Origin of the sequence: Rhizobium sp. BK591, from assembly GCF_014195045.1 — a bacterium.
Lineage (GTDB): Bacteria > Pseudomonadota > Alphaproteobacteria > Rhizobiales > Rhizobiaceae > Rhizobium > Rhizobium anhuiense.
On the sequence record NZ_JACIAZ010000001.1, the window covers coordinates 836,501 to 851,614 of the forward strand.

Genomic DNA, 15,114 nt, shown 5'->3' on the forward strand with positions numbered 1-15,114 from the left:
GTGCAGATGGCACAGACTATCGAGACACATGGTGGGGCTGACCTCAAGCCATCAGGCCTTCGCGGTGTCGCCGCCGATTTCAGCTCGGATCAGCGCGCCTTCAAGACCGCCTCCTGGGGCAAGGCGATGATGTGGATCTTTCTCTTGAGCGACACCTTCGTCTTCGGTTGTTTCCTGATCGCCTATATGACCGCCCGCATATCGACGCCCGTACCATGGCCCAATCCGAGCGAGGTCTTCGCGCTGCATATCGGCGGCCAGGATGTGCCGTTGATCCTGATCGCGATCATGACCTTCGTGCTGATCTCGAGCAGCGGCACCATGGCGATGGCGGTCAATTTCGGCTATCGCCGCGACCGCCGCACGACGGCGGTGCTGATGCTGCTGACAGCACTTCTCGGCGCATGCTTCGTCGGCATGCAGGCCTTCGAATGGACGAAGCTGATCACCGAGGGCGTGCGCCCCTGGGAAAACCCGTGGGGGGCGGCGCAGTTCGGCTCGACCTTCTTCATGATAACAGGCTTTCACGGCACCCATGTCACGATCGGCGTCATCTTCCTCCTCATCGTCGCCCGCAAGGTCTGGCGCGGCGATTTCGACGTGGAACGGCGTGGCTTCTTCACCAGCCGGAAAGGCCGCTACGAGGCCGTCGAGATCATGGGCCTCTACTGGCACTTCGTCGACCTGGTCTGGGTCTTCATCTTTGCATTCTTTTATCTGTGGTGAGGTCGTCATGAGCGAGACAACGGCGCATGCACAAGTCCAAACGGCGCATGCACAGGCACACAGCGGACAGCAGCACCCGATCGGGCTCTATTTCTTCGTCTGGGGCCTGCTCTTCGTGCTCAGCGCGGCGTCCTATATGGTCGATTATCTTGGCGTCCAGAGCTATCTCAGGTGGACGCTGATCCTGGTGTTCATGATGCTGAAAGCCGGATTGATCGTCGCCGTCTTCATGCACATGGCCTGGGAACGGCTGGCGCTGGTCTACGCCATCCTGCTGCCGCCGCTGCTGGTGCTGGTTTTTGTCGCGTTGATGGTTTCGGAAGCGGACTATACGATCTTCACGCGGCTGGCGTTTTTTGGGGCGGGGCCGTAGGGTCTGCTGGACAAGATCGTTAGATCAGAGGCGGAGTTCTGATATGACTCGGGAAGTCCGTCTTTTTGGCGCTATTGCGGTTCGACCCGCCGTCCTTGCTCTCATATCCCGGTACGAAACGGCCACAGCGCACAGAGTTGCGCTCAAGTGGGAGCTCAATCCTGTCGTCAAGAAGCAGATCGAAGCTGGCGAACCCTTCGACCTCGTCATCACCAATCCGAATCTGGTTCAGGAACTGACAGCCCTAGGGAAAGTCAGGGCGGGGAGTGAGGTCGCGTTCGGCCGGATCGCAATGGGGGTGGCTGCCAAGGTCGGCAGCCCGCCGCTCGACATAGGGTCCGTGGAAGCATTCAAACAAACGTTGAAGAGCGCCGGATCGATCGCCTACGCCAGTGACGGAACCAGTGGCGGCTATTTCTCCGGTCTGTTGGAACGCCTGGGAATAGCCGATGAGGTGAAGCCCAAGCTGGTGACCATATCCGGAGGGCAGACGGCGGCGGCCGTCGGTCGTGGGGAAGCCGAGCTGGGCGTCGTTCCCGTGACGTCGATCCTCGCCGCCGCTCCCGAGGTCATGCTTGTCGGCCCGTTTCCGGCAGAACTCCAAAGTTATATCGACTTCGCCATCGGCATCAGCGCCGATGCAACGGACGCGGAAGCCACGAGGCAATTGTCGGAATTTCTGACGTCGACAGCCGTTGACGACCTCCTGGCGGCAAAGGGCGTTGAGCGCTGCTGAAAACTCCTTGATAAGCAGCGGTGAGGCGAACAGGCAATCTCCGTTGCCGTACATCCTCGTTCAATCGATCGAAGATGAGTGGTTCCCTTTCTTCTCCCAGGACCGCAGCGCACGCCAGAGCACCGTGTTGTCTGCATAACCCAGCACACGCGCCACCTCGGACATCGGCGCGGCATGTCGGTCGCCGAGATAATGGGCGGCGAGTGTCTGGCGGTGTTGGCGAACGAGATCGCGAAGCGACACGCCTTCCTCCGACAGCCGACGCTGCAGGCTTCGCGGCGACATCTTCAGTTCGGCGGCGAGGATTGCGACCGTGATCGGTTTGCGGCCAAGATAGATGCCGATCAGGGCCTGGACCTTTTCATTGACAGCTTCGCCGGCCGCCGGCTCGTTGACCAGATCGCCGATGTGCCGCTCCAGGATTTCGATCAGGCTTTTGTCTTCCGAGCGGTGGACACGATCGGCATCCGCCTTGTTCATGACGATGCGGTTGCCGGATTGGCCGAACAGGATGGGCGCGCCATAGATGCGTTCCAGCACGCCGGCATCGCGTGGGGCGTGATGTTCGAGCTGGATTTCGATCGGTCGCCAGCCTCGGCGGAAGCACGAACGGACGAGCTGACAGGAGGCGGCAATCGTGAATTCGCTGTCCTGCCGGCGCGGCCACATGCTGGGGTCGACGATCCGGTAGCTCCAGACAAAATCGCCATTCTCCTCGAATACGCCGGAACTGGTTGCGCCCTGCAACGCGTTCACATATTTGGACAGCCGTTCGAAAGCGCTGCGAATGTTCGGCGAGAGCGCGAAGAGCATGCCGATGGGGCCGAGATCGGCGGGCCTGAAACCGGTGGCCATGCGGGCTCCGAGTGCCGGTTCGCCTGTTATCGTCGCGGCATCCTCGAACAGCGCGACATAACGCGCCATGGGCAGGACAGCGTAGGGATCTTCCAGTTGCGAGCGCAGAATGCCGTGCGAAGCCAGAAGAAGGTCGGTTTTCCCGGATCTTTTATCGATTTGTTGCACCAGCGGGATCAAGACAGAGGCTCGAATCGAAGCAACTGCGGGCATCCGGCTGATCAAATGCGGTGCAACTGCCATTTTCAGCGTCTCCGGTGACCGTCGTGGCGCGAATTATCGATTCATTGGCATAAACTGCAATTTCGAGGCCAGATCGCTGCGCTTACCCTCTTGGCAACAACAAACAAAGAGGGTTCCTCCATGACACTGGAAGCAAGCATGCCCGCGCCGTCATCGCCGGAGCGTCGTCTGGCCAAGGACTCGGTGGGACTTGCCCATATCGTGTTCTTCGTCGTTGCCGCGGCCGCGCCGCTCACGGCCGTCGTCGGCGCTTCACCGGCCGCCTTTGCCTTTGGCAATGGCGCAGGCGTTCCCGGCGCGTTCGTGCTCGCCGGCCTGCTTTACCTGCTCTTCTCGGTCGGCTTCACCGCCATGAGCCGGCATGTGGGCGGGGCGGGGGCCTTCTACACCTATATCACCCATGGCATCGGTAAGCCGGCCGGGGTGGGTGGCGCCTTCATGGCGCTGGTCACCTATAGCGCGGTTCAGATCGCCATCTATGGGCTGTTCGGCTTCTTCATGGCCAACGCCATGGCGCCGCTTGGGCTCGTCCTGCCGTGGTGGGCCTGGGCCTTCGCGGCACTCGTCGTCGTGCTGGTTTGCGGTCAGCGCAATATCGCCTTCTCAGGCGCGATCCTTGGCGTCTGTATGATCGCCGAAATCGCCATATTGCTGGTTCTCGATCTTGCCATCGTCTTTTCAGGCGGCGGACCGGAAGGCATCACCTTCTCCTCCTTCGCTCCATCGCAGGTCTTTACGCCAGGTCTTGGTGTGGCGCTGGTCTTCGTCATCGGTTCCTTCATCGGCTTCGAAGCCACGGCCATTTTCGGCGAGGAAGCCGAAGATCCCGAAAAGACCATTCCCCGCGCCACCTATGTTGCCGTGCTGCTCATCACCCTGTTCTACGCCTTCTCCACCTGGGCCATCGTGCAATTCTACGGTCCGGGCAATGTGCAGGCCTCTGCCGCTGCCGGCCTCGACAGCTTCTACTTCGCTGCCGCCAATTCGGTGCTTGGCGCATGGTCGAGCCAGGTGATGAACGTGCTGCTGATCACCAGCCTGTTTGCCTGCATCCTGTCCTTCCACAATACGCTCAACCGCTATTTCTTCGCCCTCGGCCGGGAAGGCCTGGCCGCCAAGGTACTTGGCAAGGTTCACGCCAAGCATGGCTCACCCTATGCCGCGGGTCTGCTGCAAAGTCTGATCGCGGCCGTCGTCCTTGCCCTGTTCGTCATCTTCGGCGCCGATCCCTACACCGTGGTGTTCTCGTGGATGGCAGCGCTTGCAGGGATCGGTATCCTGCTGGTGCAGGTGCTGGTCTCCGTCGCGATCATCATGTTCTTCCGCAAGACGCCGAACAGCTACAGCGCCTGGACCACGATGATCGCCCCGGCGCTGGCGCTGCTCGGCCTGATGGGTTCGCTGGTGCTGGTCAGTTCCAATCTTTCCCTGCTTTCCGGCAGCGAAAGCCTGATCGTCAAGGCTTTCCCCTATGTCATGGTGCTGGTGGGCATTCTCGGAGCGCTGTTTGCAATCCAGGTCAAGAGATCCAAGCCCGCTCTCTACGCCTCGCTCGGAAAGGCTTTCGAATGAGTGCCATTGCTGAACTTGCACCCGTCGATCGCCTTCTGGTTCTCGCGATCGCGATCCTTGCCGGCGCAACTTTGCTGGTTGCCGTTGAGGCGCATGTTTTCTGCTCGGTGTTTTGCATTCACGCAGAGGCGATGATGACCGAGATGCAGATCTGCTCCGGTCGATCCTGATTACCGCAGCTTGCGACGCGCGAAGGCGCGTCGTCTTTCCGGAAGCCAAGAGGCCCACAATCAAAGAGGCCTAAATCAAAGAGGTATGTTCATGGACGCCGTTGTCGCAGTCACCCATCCGCTCGATCCTCTGAGCCTTGCCGAGATCGCCTCTGCCGTTGCCATACTCAAGGATACGCAGAAACTCGCAGCCACCTTCCGCTTTCCGATAACCCGGCTGGAGGAGCCGACCAAGGCGGATCTTGCCACTCATCGCTTGGGCAACAGTCTGCCGCGCCTCGCCTTCATCCTGGCCATGGATATCAGCAACGGCGAGACCTTCGAGGGCATCGTCGACCTGACCGCCGGCAAGGTGTCCTCCTATATAAGATTGCCTCTCGACGAGTTGCCCTACGGCCAGCCGCCGGTCATGCTGTGCGAATTCGAAACCGTTGAAGGCACCGTCAAATCCGATCCGCGCTGGATCGCTGCCGTCAAGAAGCGCGGCATTACCGACGAGGACATTCCGCTCATCCAGATTGATCCTTTCTCCTCCGGCTATTTTGGCCGCGAATTCGAGAAGGGAAAGCGCATCGTCCGCGCCGTGTCCTATTGGCGCGAGGATATCCGCGACAACGGCTATGCGCATCCGATCGAGGGCGTGGTGGCGGTGGTCGACCTGATCGCCAACCGAGTGGTCGATCTCGTCGACGATGAAAAGATCATTCCGGTTCCACGGAAGAAGCGCAATTATGGCCGCGAAACCTTCCCGGAACTCCGGCCCGATCTCAAGCCGCTGCATATCGTTCAGCCGCAAGGGCCGAGTTTTACTGTCGACGGCTGGAAAGTCGAATGGCAGAACTGGAGTTTCCGTGTCGGTTTCACCCCGCGCGAGGGCCTCGTTCTGCATGAGCTCGGCATCAAGGATCAGGGCAGGCTGCGGCCCGTCGTCTTTCGCGCCAGTGTCACCGAAATGGTCGTGCCCTATGCCGATCCGACCGCGAACCATTATTGGAAGAGCGCCTTCGATGCCGGCGAATACGGCCTCGGGCGCCTGGCCAACAGCCTCGAACTCGGCTGCGACTGCCTCGGCCATATTCACTATTTCGACGTGCCGGCGGCCGATGATTTCGGCCAGCCTTTCATCATGAAGAACGCCATCTGCATGCATGAGGAGGATTACGGCATCCTCTGGAAGCATTACGAATTCCGCAACGGTATTTTCGAAGTGCGCCGCTCCCGCCGTCTCGTCATCTCCTTCTTCGCAACCGTCGGCAACTATGATTACGGCTTCTACTGGTATCTCTACCAGGACGGCACGATCCAGCTCGAAGCCAAGCTCACCGGCATCATCCAGACGGCGGCGGTCGCGACCGGCGAAACCTATCCATGGGGCGGTATGGTCGATGACAATCTCGGCGGTCCGACCCACCAGCATTTCTTCAATGCGCGCCTGCATATGGATGTCGATGGCGATGGCAACACCGTGACCGAGCATGAGTTCGTGCCGCGTCCCTGGGGTGAAGACAATCCCTATGGCAATGTCTTCGATACCAGGACTCGCGTATTGAAGCGCGAACTCGATTCGCCTGCACTCGCCAATGGCGAGACCGGCCGCTACTGGAAAGTCTCCAACCCCAACATGCAGAACAGCGTCGGCAAAACGCCGGGCTACAAGATCGTCGTCATGCCGTCACCGGTCATGCTTGCCCAGCCGGATTCGACCGTTGCCCAGCGCGGCGGCTTCGCCAAGAAACACATCTGGGTCACGGCCTTCGATGCCAGGGAGAAATATGCGAGCGGTGATTATCCAAATGTGCATGCCGGCGGCGACGGCCTGCCGGGTTATGTCAAGCAGAACCGCGAAATCGAGAATGCCGATATCGTGCTCTGGCATTCCTTCGGTCATACCCATGTCTGCAAGCCCGAGGATTTTCCGATCATGCCGGTGGAATATGCAGGCTTCACACTGAAACCGAACGGCTTTTTCGCATCCAACATCGCCATGGACCTGCCGCCTGGTGGAAACGAGGAGAGTGTCGACAATCGCCTGCAGCCTTCACCCGATGACAGCGGGAACGATTCCTGCTGCCACACCTAGAGTATGGGACTGGCCTGCGACTGACGTCTTCCCGACGAGGCGATGACCCGGTAGAGTTGCCGAATGTGCGCCCGATCATCCCATCCGGAGGCTTCGTATGGCTGAGGTCTTGTTATTCCACCACGCACAGGGGCTGACCCCGGGTGTGCATGCGTTCGCCGACGCTTTGAGGGCAGCCGGCCACATCGTGCATACGCCTGATCTGTTCGACGGGCGTACCTTCCCCAGCATCGAAGAAGGCCTCGCCTATATCGGTGAAATCGGATTCGACGCTGTCAGGGAGCGTGGCGTCCGCCTCGCCGACGAACTGCCGGTCGAGCTCGTCTATGGCGGGTTCTCATTCGGTGTGCTGCCGGCGCAGAAGCTGGCGCAGACGCGGCCTGGGGCCTGTGGGGCGCTCCTCTTCTACTCCTGCCTGCCGATCAGCGGCGAGTGGGCCTTCGGACCATGGCCGGATGGTGTCGCGGTGCAGATCCACGGTATGGACAACGACCCGATTTTCGCAGGCGAGGGCGATATCGACGCCGCCCGCGAGATTGTGGAAAAGGTCGAGAAGGCGGAGCTTTTCCTCTACCCCGGCGATCAGCACTACTTCGCCGACAGCTCGCTTCCATCCTATGACGCGGATGCGACCGCGCTCCTCACCAGCCGAGTGCTCGCGTTCCTGGACTCCTTGGACGACACGTCTGGATGAGGCTGGAGGGCAGGGATGCGGCTGAGCGCAGCAGTTCGGCACAGCCATCGTCGCCACTTGCCATCGAAGCAAAATCTGCCTTATAAAAATTCCGTCGAAAGAGTGCTGGTCGGATGGTAGCCCGGCCGTCGCCCATCGGGCGGCAACTCCTCCTTTCAGGGTAACCGCGACACCGCAGCCGGCTTGCCGGTCTCGTAGGTGTGTCCGCCGGGAACTCTGAAACCTTTGTCGGCGCACCTTCATGTCAACATAGAAGGACGTTCGACTTGAAACTGACGGACAACACCATTCTCATCACCGGCGGCGCAAGCGGCATCGGGCTGGCGCTTGCCAAGCAACTTTCCGAACGGAAAAATCGCGTCATCATCTGCGGCAGGAGCAGGGAGGCGCTGGACAGGGCGCAGGCGGCCGTGCCTGCTCTGATAACGCGGGTCTGCGACGTCACCGATCTCGACAATCGTGACAGCCTGTCGGGCTGGCTGGAAAACAACCATCCCGACCTCAACATGCTGATCAACAATGCCGGGGTGCAGTACGTCAGGCATTTCGACGATGATCAGGCCGTGGCCGATCTCGACCAGGAGATAGCCATCAACCTTGCCGCGCCGATCCAACTGATCGGCGAGCTGCTGCCGATGCTGAAGCGGCAACCCAGCGCCGTCATCGTCAACGTCACCTCGGGACTGGCGTTTACGCCGAAGGCCGACATTCCCGTCTATTGTGCGACCAAGGCCGCCCTCCATTCCTTCACGCTGTCGCTTCGTCACCAGTTGAAGGCGACGGGCGTGCGGGTGGTCGAGATGGTCCCGCCGATGGTCGACACCAATCTCGGCGGTGGCGTGCGGGCAGCGAGTGCGGAGCGGCAATACATGATGTCGCCGGAGGAATTCGCCACGGACGCACTTGCCCAGTTGGAGAATGACCAGCACGAACTGCTGGTCGGCACCGCCGTCCACACGCGCAAGCATGGCGAAGCGATGTTCGAGCGGTTGAACGGCGGCTAACCTAAGACCGCTTATATTCCAGGGAGCAGATCAATCCGAAACGCCGCGGTCACTGGATGCTCTCGACATATAAGGATAGCAGGACAGTGGCGATGAGGTCCCTCTCGCCACTGAAATATTCTGAGTTTCGAAGTGCGAATGGCAGCCCTTTTAGCTCCAGGCGTGCAGCGGCGGCTTCTCTCCATTGAGGAAATACTTGCCGAGGATCGAGTATTTCCATCGTACCGGATCGTGCAGCGTATGCGTCCGGGCATTGCGCCAATGGCGGTCGAGATTGTGCTCGGCAAGCGTCGAGCGGGTGCCCGCCAGTTCGAACAGCTTGTTGGTCGCCTCGATAGCGATCTCGGTGGAGAGGATCTTGGCCTCGGCCGTGAAGACCTGGGCTTCCGCCACGGTATCGGCATTGGGATTGGCGACCGCCCGGTCGATTGCAAGTCCGGCTTTATCGAGCAGCGCCTGAGCCGCATGCAGCCTGAGCTGGAGTCCTCCGATCGCCTGGATCGTGTAAGGATCGTCCCAGGCATGGTCGAGGCCGCTATCGACCCAGGCGCGGGATTTGGTGCGGACGAAATCGATCGTCTCCTTAATCGCTGCCGATGCGATGCCGGTATCGACGGCAACCTGGATGATTTGGAAGATGGCGCCGTCGGCCGTCGGTCTGTCATAGCCCTTGTAACCGGGCACCAGCCACGCCTTGTCGACTTTGACATTGTCGAGGATGACGGTGCCCGACAGCGTGGTTCGCTGGCCAAAGCTCGACCAGTCGTCGATGACAGTCAAACCCGGCGCATCGCGATCGGCGATCGCGTACCAGGCGCGGCCCTCGTCATCGAGCGCCACGATCGGCACCTTATGGGCAAGCAAGGCGCCGGACGAATAGAATTTCTGACCGTTCACCACGACGTGGTCGCCATGGTCGACAAACCTGGTTTCAAAATCGACCGCGCGTTTGGAGCCGAATTCCGAAAAGGCATTACCGAAGCGGGTGCCCTTGAGAATTTCGCCGAACAACAGTTCCTGCTGCGCTTCGTCTGAAACCGTACGGATTGCCGCCACGACGCCGAGATGGTTCTGCGAGATCTGGCCGATTGACGAATCTGCCTCGGAGATGATCTCGACCACCTTTGCGAGCGTGACGTAGGAGACCTCCGGTCCGCCGAACGCCTTGGGCACATTGATCGACCAGAGTCCGCTCTGCGAGAAGGCATCCAATTCTTCCGCCGGCCAGATCCGCTCGCGGTCACGATCTGCGGAACCCTTGACGAACTCCGCGGCGAGCCGGTGAGCGACCGCGATCGCTTCTGCGTCGCCCTTGATGATATGCGCAGGCTTTTCCGGCCGCTTGACGCCGGGTACGGCAACCCTGTCTGTTTTGGCAATGACGTTCATTTTGGTCTCCCTTCTGCGTGATGGATGTGAATGGATCAGGCCGCCGGCCTGCTGTGGGCGAAGGCCGCGCTTTCCCCGAGATAAAAAGCCTTGATGTCGTCACGGCTGCGCAATTCGGCGGCGGAACCCGACAGCACGGCGACGCCGTTTTCGATGACGGTGGCGTGGTCGGCGTACTGAAGCGCCACCGTCGAATTCTGTTCGGCAACCAGGATGGAAAGTCCATCCTCCCGGTTCAGCGCCTTGAGCGAACGGAAGATATCCTTGATCACGAGGGGTGCCAGACCCATCGAGGGCTCGTCGAGAACAAGCAGCCGCGGCCGCGACATCAGCGCGCGACCGATCGCCGTCATCTGCTGCTCGCCGCCTGAAGTAAGTCCAGCCGCTGTACGACGCTTTTCCTTGAGCCGGGGGAAAATGGCATAGATGCGCTCGAGGTCGGCAGCGATCTCGCGCCTGGACGATGAACGCCCGAGGCCGCCGGAGATAAGATTTTCCTCAACCGACAGGCTTTTGAAGCAATGCCGCCCTTCGAGCACCTGCACCAGGCCCGATCGCACCAGATTGGCGGGCTTCTCGCTGAGCACATCGCGGCCTTCGAAACGGATCGTGCCCGACGTCACCTGGCCTCGTTCGGCCGGCAACAGGTTCGAGATAGCCTTCAGTGCCGTCGTCTTGCCCGCGCCATTCGACCCGAGAAGGGCAAGGATTTCTCCGCGCCGTAGCTGAAAGCTCACGCCGTTCAGGGCTTTGATCGTCTTGTTGTAGACGGCGTGCACGGAGTTGATATCAAGAAGGATCGTTTCGTCGGACATGTCGTTCGTTCCAAAGCCAATCAGCGAGAGAGGCCCGGCGCAGGCAAACCGATCTGCCGCACCGGGTTATGGAATGAGGGATGGCGGCTTGCGCCATCCCTCACATCGTCAGTTCGTGGTCACGGTGCCTTCGGCATCGGCCGCTGTGCGCAGCTTGATGCCCTTTTCCTTGGCGTAGGCTTCCGAGGATTTTTCGATGATCGGACGCAGCAGCTTCCAGTCCGGCGCGATCCAGTCGGAGACGACGTTCCACTTCTTGCCGTCCCATTGCTGGAAGGTCACATAGCCATCGCCTTCGTGGTTGTCCCAGGAGACGTTGATGGAGTGGAACAGGTCATTGGCGCCCAGTGCTGCGACCTTGGCCTCATCGAGCTTCAGGTGCTCGAAGCCCCAGCGCACTTCGTCGCCGGTCAGCGTACGCTTGCCGAATTTTTCCTGTGCGGTGCGGATCGCTTCGACATTCAGGATGCCATTGACGATGCCGAGGTTGTGGTAGACCGAGCCGATGCGCTTCTTATCTTCGAGATTACCCTTGCCTTGATCGTAGAGCGTCTTCACGATCTCCTGCAGGACAGGATACTGCTGGCCTGAAGCCTGGGTGGTGATCGCGGTATAGCCGACCGCCGCCTCGCCTGCGGGGATCACGTCTTCTTCCGAATTCGACCAGACATTGCCGACGATCTTGGAGGCGGGGAAGCCGACCTTGGCCGCGGTCTTCAACGCCACCGGGTTCATCACGCCCCAGCCGCGCAGGACGACGTAATCCGGCTTGGCACGACGGATCGTCAACCACTGCGACTGCTGCTCGTTGCCGGGATGCGGCACCTCGATTTGCTGAACCGTGAAGCCATACTTCTCGGCCAACAAGTCATAGATCGGAATGGTTTCCTTGCCATAGGGCGAGCCGTGATAGAGCACGACGATCTTCTTGCCCTTGAGCTTGTCGAGACCACCTTCCCTAGAGGCAAGGTAGTTCACGATACCCGACGTTTCCGAATAGGGGTTGAGAAGCAGCGGGAAGACGTAGGGGAAGACGCGCCCGTCGGTGGAGTCGGTACGGCCATGGTTCACGGTGATCAGCGGCACCTTGTCATTGGTGATGCGGTCGATCATGGCATAGGCGATGCCGACCGAAAGCGGGTTCCAGGCTGCCGCGTTCGGATGGCTTTTCTGGCGCTCGTAGCATTCGACGCCGCGCTCGACCTCATACTGGGTTTCGCATTCGTCCCAGGTGAGCTTGACGCCGTTCACGCCGCCGTCGCGGGTGTTGATCAGATTCAGGTAGTCGATGAAGCCACCAAAGAAACCGGTGCCGCCGGCGGCATAAGGCCCGACGCGATAGCTCTGCAGCGGGAAATATTGTTCATCGGCATGGGCCGGCGCCAAGCCGACCCCACCGATGATGGCGAGCGCTGCGACCGCCGCCTTGACTGTGGTTTTCAGATTTTTCATTGGACATACTCCCTCTGTTGACCGGCTATGCCGGTGTTCCAATGCGTTCAAAGATGATGATGTGGCAGCTCAGCCGAGGGGTTCTGGCGTGCTGGGCCTGAACCGTCCGGTCAGCCGCCTTCCGAGCGCCGCGAGCCCATCGGGTTCGAGGATCAGGAAGACGATGATGAGTGTGCCGATGACGATGCGCTGGCTCATGTCGAGCACGCCTGAATCGAACAGATCGCCGAGGAGGAACGATCCGACCCGCGACAGTACGACAGGAAAGACCACCATCAACGCCGCGCCCAGGAAGGCGCCGCGGATCGTCGCCAGCCCGCCGATGATGATGATGAACAGGATCTGGAACGAACGGTCGAGATTGAAGCCGGCCGGCTCCACTGTGCGCAGATAGGCAAAGGCCCAGAGCGCGCCAGCGATCCCGATGATGAAGGAGGAAAGCGCGAAGGCGAGCAGCTTGGTGCGCAGCACCGGCACGCCGATGATCCTGGCCGCCGTCTCATTGTCGCGAATGGCGATGAAGTTGCGTCCGGTCTGGGAGGATGCGATACGCCAGGCGAAGAAAGTCAGCACCGTGACGACGATCAGCGAGAAATAGTAGCGCCCAGTCGAACTGTCGAAATCGATGCCGGCGATAGTGAGTTTCGGCGCGTCGATCACGCCCGACGGATTGTCGTTTGAGAACCAGCCGAACTTGGTCAGTGCCCACTGCACGAAGAACTGTGCTGCAAGCGTGGAAACCGCGAGATAGAAGCCGCGCAGCCGCAGGCTTGGCAGGCCGAAGACGATGCCGACCGCAGCCGTAATACCGCCGGCGAGCGCGATGGAGACGAGAAGCGGCAGGCCTTCGACACGCAGATTGAAATTGAAGGAGGCAAAGGCGCCGACGGCCATGAAGGCAGCACTGCCGAGCGATACCTGCCCGGCATAGCCGGTGAGCAGGTTGAGGCCGACGCCGGCCAGCGACAATGCCAGGAACGGCAGCAGCAGCGCTTCGATGAGATAGCTCGAGCCGATGAAGGGCACGACGGCGAAGGCGATGATGAGGATGGCAAGCGGCGCGATCCAGCCTGGAAGTTTTGCCGAAACGACGGGTTGGGAGGTGATGGCAGCCATGGCTCAGACCCTTTCCACAAGCTTCTGGCCGAACAGGCCGGAGGGGCGGATGAGCAGGAAGACCAGCGCGATCGCATAGGCGAACCAGCCCTCTATGCCGCCGCCAAAATATTCGCCGATATAGACTTCGGCGAGCTTTTCCGAGGCGCCGATCAGCAGGCCGCCGATGATGGCGCCGGCGATAGAATCGAAACCGCCGAGCACCAGCACTGGCAGAGCCTTCAGCACCACGAGCGAGAGTGAGAATTGTACCCCGCTGCGCGCGCCCCAGAGAAGGCCTGCGACCAGTGCGACGAGGCCCGAGGTTGCCCAGACGGTGGCCCAGATGCGCGGCAGGCGAAGTCCGACGGCGAGTGCCGCAAACTGGTCGTCCGCCACCGCGCGGAAGGTCAGGCCGACCCGGGTATAGCGAAAGAAGAGCGTCAGTCCGATGACCATCAAGGCTGCGACGGCCGAGGCGAAGAGATCGAACTGCGAGATGAAGACTCCGTAAAATTCGAAAGGCACATCCTCGATACCAAGCTCCAGGGCATGGACCTGCGTGCCCCAGAGAAGCTGGGCAGCACCCTCGATGATGTAGGAAAGCCCGAGCGTCGCCATGAACAGCGTGATCGGCGGCTTGTTGACGAGCGGTCGGAGCACCGCGCGTTCGATGCCGATGCCCAGCAGCACCATGATGGCGAAGGTAAGGGCAAGCGCCAGATAGAAAGGCACTCCGCGCTCGACCAGCGAGACGAAGGTGAGGGCGGCAAACAGGAGCAGCGCCCCTTGCGCGAAATTCAAGACGCCCGAGGTCTTGTAGATCAGCACGAAACCGATCGCGACGAGCGAGTACATGACGCCGGAGAGCAGTCCGCCAGTCAGCACCTCGAGGAAGAAGAGATAGTCGAAGCTTTCCATTACGCGTCCGCCTCTTCCTGGTCCTCGCGGGTAACGCCAAGATAGGCGTCGATGACGGCTTGGTCGGCGCGCACTTCGGCCGGGGTGCCGTCGGCGATCTTGCGGCCGTAGTCGAGCACGGCGATCCGGTCTGAAAGCCCCATGACCACGCCGATATCGTGTTCGATGAGGATAATCGTCGTGCCGTAACCCTCCCGCGCGGCGCGGACGAAGCCTGCCATTTCCTGCTTTTCGGTGGCGGTCATGCCGGCCATCGGCTCGTCGAGCAGCAGGATCTGCGGATCGGGCACTAGCGCCCGGGCAAGTTCGACGCGCTTCTGCAGGCCATAGGGGAGCGAGCCGGCAAGCCGGTCATGCACATGGCCGAGATGCAGGAAGTCGATGACTTGCCGTGCCCGTTCACGCGCCTCGCGCTCCTCGCGGCGCGCGCGGGGCGAGCCGAGCGCCTGGCCGATGAAGGTCGAGCGGCGCTGGAATGTCAGGCCGGTCATGACGTTTTCGAGAACCGTCAGCCCTTTGAACAGTGCAAGATTCTGGAAGGTGCGGGCGATGCCGAGCCGCGCGGCTTTCTGCGCCGGCACCTGCGCATAGGTCTTGCCATTGAGGCTGACATGGCCGACATCCGGCCGGTATTGCCCTGAAATCACGTTGATCAGCGAACTCTTGCCGGCGCCGTTAGGGCCGATGATCGCGCGGATCTCGCCCGGCTGGACCGCAAGATCGACATTCGAGATCGCCGTGACGCCGCCGAAGGAGAGCGTGATGCCCGCGAGCGCCAATATGGGCGGGTGGCTCAGCGCATTGCTGTCGGCAGTCGCCACGCTACGGCTCGATTGACCGGACACCGGCAGCGGGGAATATTCCCTCACCGTAGAAGTCTCATCGAGTGCCGTGTAATGCGCATTCACCATCGTCTGCTCCGTTATGCGCAGAAATCCGCAGGCCCAGCCTGAAGACGCACGCCGCCATCCGGCTCCCCTGGAATGGGG

At 60.9% G+C, this 15,114-nt stretch carries 15 protein-coding genes; 8 read left to right on the top strand and 7 right to left on the bottom strand.

The genetic code is table 11. The annotated features are described in order from the left end of the window. Positions 1 to 6: 6 nt before the first annotated feature. The 3 genes from FHX10_RS03990 to FHX10_RS04000 are packed head-to-tail and all read left to right on the top strand — an operon-like array spanning position 7 to position 1,835. Positions 7 to 726 carry a heme-copper oxidase subunit III family protein gene (locus FHX10_RS03990; protein ID WP_063475153.1) on the top strand — a complete coding sequence of 240 codons (720 nt, stop codon included), beginning with the start codon at positions 7 to 9 and terminating at the stop codon, positions 724 to 726. A gap of 7 nt (positions 727 to 733) precedes the next feature. Then, positions 734 to 1,099, top strand: a complete 366-nt coding sequence (locus FHX10_RS03995; RefSeq protein ID WP_063475152.1) for a cytochrome C oxidase subunit IV family protein — start codon at positions 734 to 736, stop codon at positions 1,097 to 1,099. Between the two features lie 43 nt (positions 1,100 to 1,142). Continuing rightward, positions 1,143 to 1,835: a molybdate ABC transporter substrate-binding protein gene (locus FHX10_RS04000; RefSeq protein ID WP_063475151.1), complete on the top strand. Its 693-nt coding sequence runs from the start codon at positions 1,143 to 1,145 to the stop codon at positions 1,833 to 1,835. Between the two features lie 60 nt (positions 1,836 to 1,895). Here FHX10_RS04000 and FHX10_RS04005 read toward each other — a convergent pair whose 3' ends face one another. Next, positions 1,896 to 2,933 carry an AraC family transcriptional regulator gene (locus FHX10_RS04005; RefSeq protein WP_063475150.1) on the bottom strand — a complete coding sequence of 346 codons (1,038 nt, stop codon included), beginning with the start codon at positions 2,931 to 2,933 and terminating at the stop codon, positions 1,896 to 1,898. A 120-nt stretch (positions 2,934 to 3,053) separates the two neighbouring features. Here FHX10_RS04005 and FHX10_RS04010 point away from each other — a divergent pair, with 120 nt between their 5' ends. The 5 genes from FHX10_RS04010 (at position 3,054) to FHX10_RS04030 (ending at position 8,453) form a co-directional block, all read left to right on the top strand. After that, positions 3,054 to 4,505, top strand: a complete 1,452-nt coding sequence (locus FHX10_RS04010) for an APC family permease (RefSeq protein ID WP_063475149.1) — start codon at positions 3,054 to 3,056, stop codon at positions 4,503 to 4,505. Continuing rightward, positions 4,502 to 4,675 carry a hypothetical protein gene (locus FHX10_RS04015; RefSeq protein ID WP_176707371.1) on the top strand — a complete coding sequence of 58 codons (174 nt, stop codon included), beginning with the start codon at positions 4,502 to 4,504 and terminating at the stop codon, positions 4,673 to 4,675. The genes FHX10_RS04010 and FHX10_RS04015 overlap by 4 nt, the downstream gene beginning before the upstream one ends. Positions 4,676 to 4,766: 91 nt before the next feature. Beyond that, a complete protein-coding gene (locus FHX10_RS04020; RefSeq protein WP_097594417.1) occupies positions 4,767 to 6,755 on the top strand; it encodes a primary-amine oxidase in 1,989 nt (662 codons plus the stop codon). Between the two features lie 97 nt (positions 6,756 to 6,852). After that, on the top strand, positions 6,853 to 7,449 hold the full coding sequence (locus FHX10_RS04025) for a dienelactone hydrolase family protein (RefSeq protein WP_063475148.1): 597 nt from the start codon (positions 6,853 to 6,855) through the stop codon (positions 7,447 to 7,449). Between the two features lie 266 nt (positions 7,450 to 7,715). After that, a complete protein-coding gene (locus FHX10_RS04030; RefSeq protein ID WP_063475147.1) occupies positions 7,716 to 8,453 on the top strand; it encodes an SDR family oxidoreductase in 738 nt (245 codons plus the stop codon). A 150-nt stretch (positions 8,454 to 8,603) separates the two neighbouring features. Here FHX10_RS04030 and FHX10_RS04035 read toward each other — a convergent pair whose 3' ends face one another. From FHX10_RS04035 to FHX10_RS04060, 6 genes are all read right to left on the bottom strand, one after another. Beyond that, complete coding sequence (locus FHX10_RS04035) at positions 8,604 to 9,842, bottom strand: SfnB family sulfur acquisition oxidoreductase (RefSeq protein ID WP_063475146.1); 1,239 nt, start codon at positions 9,840 to 9,842, stop codon at positions 8,604 to 8,606. 35 nt (positions 9,843 to 9,877) lie between these two features. Next, positions 9,878 to 10,657: an ABC transporter ATP-binding protein gene (locus tag FHX10_RS04040; RefSeq protein ID WP_063475145.1), complete on the bottom strand. Its 780-nt coding sequence runs from the start codon at positions 10,655 to 10,657 to the stop codon at positions 9,878 to 9,880. Between the two features lie 108 nt (positions 10,658 to 10,765). Next, positions 10,766 to 12,109 carry an ABC transporter substrate-binding protein gene (locus tag FHX10_RS04045; RefSeq protein ID WP_063475144.1) on the bottom strand — a complete coding sequence of 448 codons (1,344 nt, stop codon included), beginning with the start codon at positions 12,107 to 12,109 and terminating at the stop codon, positions 10,766 to 10,768. 69 nt (positions 12,110 to 12,178) lie between these two features. Then, positions 12,179 to 13,225 (bottom strand): branched-chain amino acid ABC transporter permease, encoded by a 1,047-nt coding sequence (locus FHX10_RS04050; RefSeq protein WP_183844642.1) that lies wholly within the window; start codon positions 13,223 to 13,225, stop codon positions 12,179 to 12,181. Between the two features lie 3 nt (positions 13,226 to 13,228). Further along, entirely contained in the window at positions 13,229 to 14,125 is an 897-nt protein-coding gene (locus tag FHX10_RS04055; RefSeq protein WP_063475142.1) for a branched-chain amino acid ABC transporter permease, read from the bottom strand. Then, positions 14,125 to 15,036 (bottom strand): ABC transporter ATP-binding protein, encoded by a 912-nt coding sequence (locus FHX10_RS04060; protein WP_063475141.1) that lies wholly within the window; start codon positions 15,034 to 15,036, stop codon positions 14,125 to 14,127. The genes FHX10_RS04055 and FHX10_RS04060 overlap by 1 nt, the downstream gene beginning before the upstream one ends. Positions 15,037 to 15,114 lie beyond the last annotated feature (78 nt).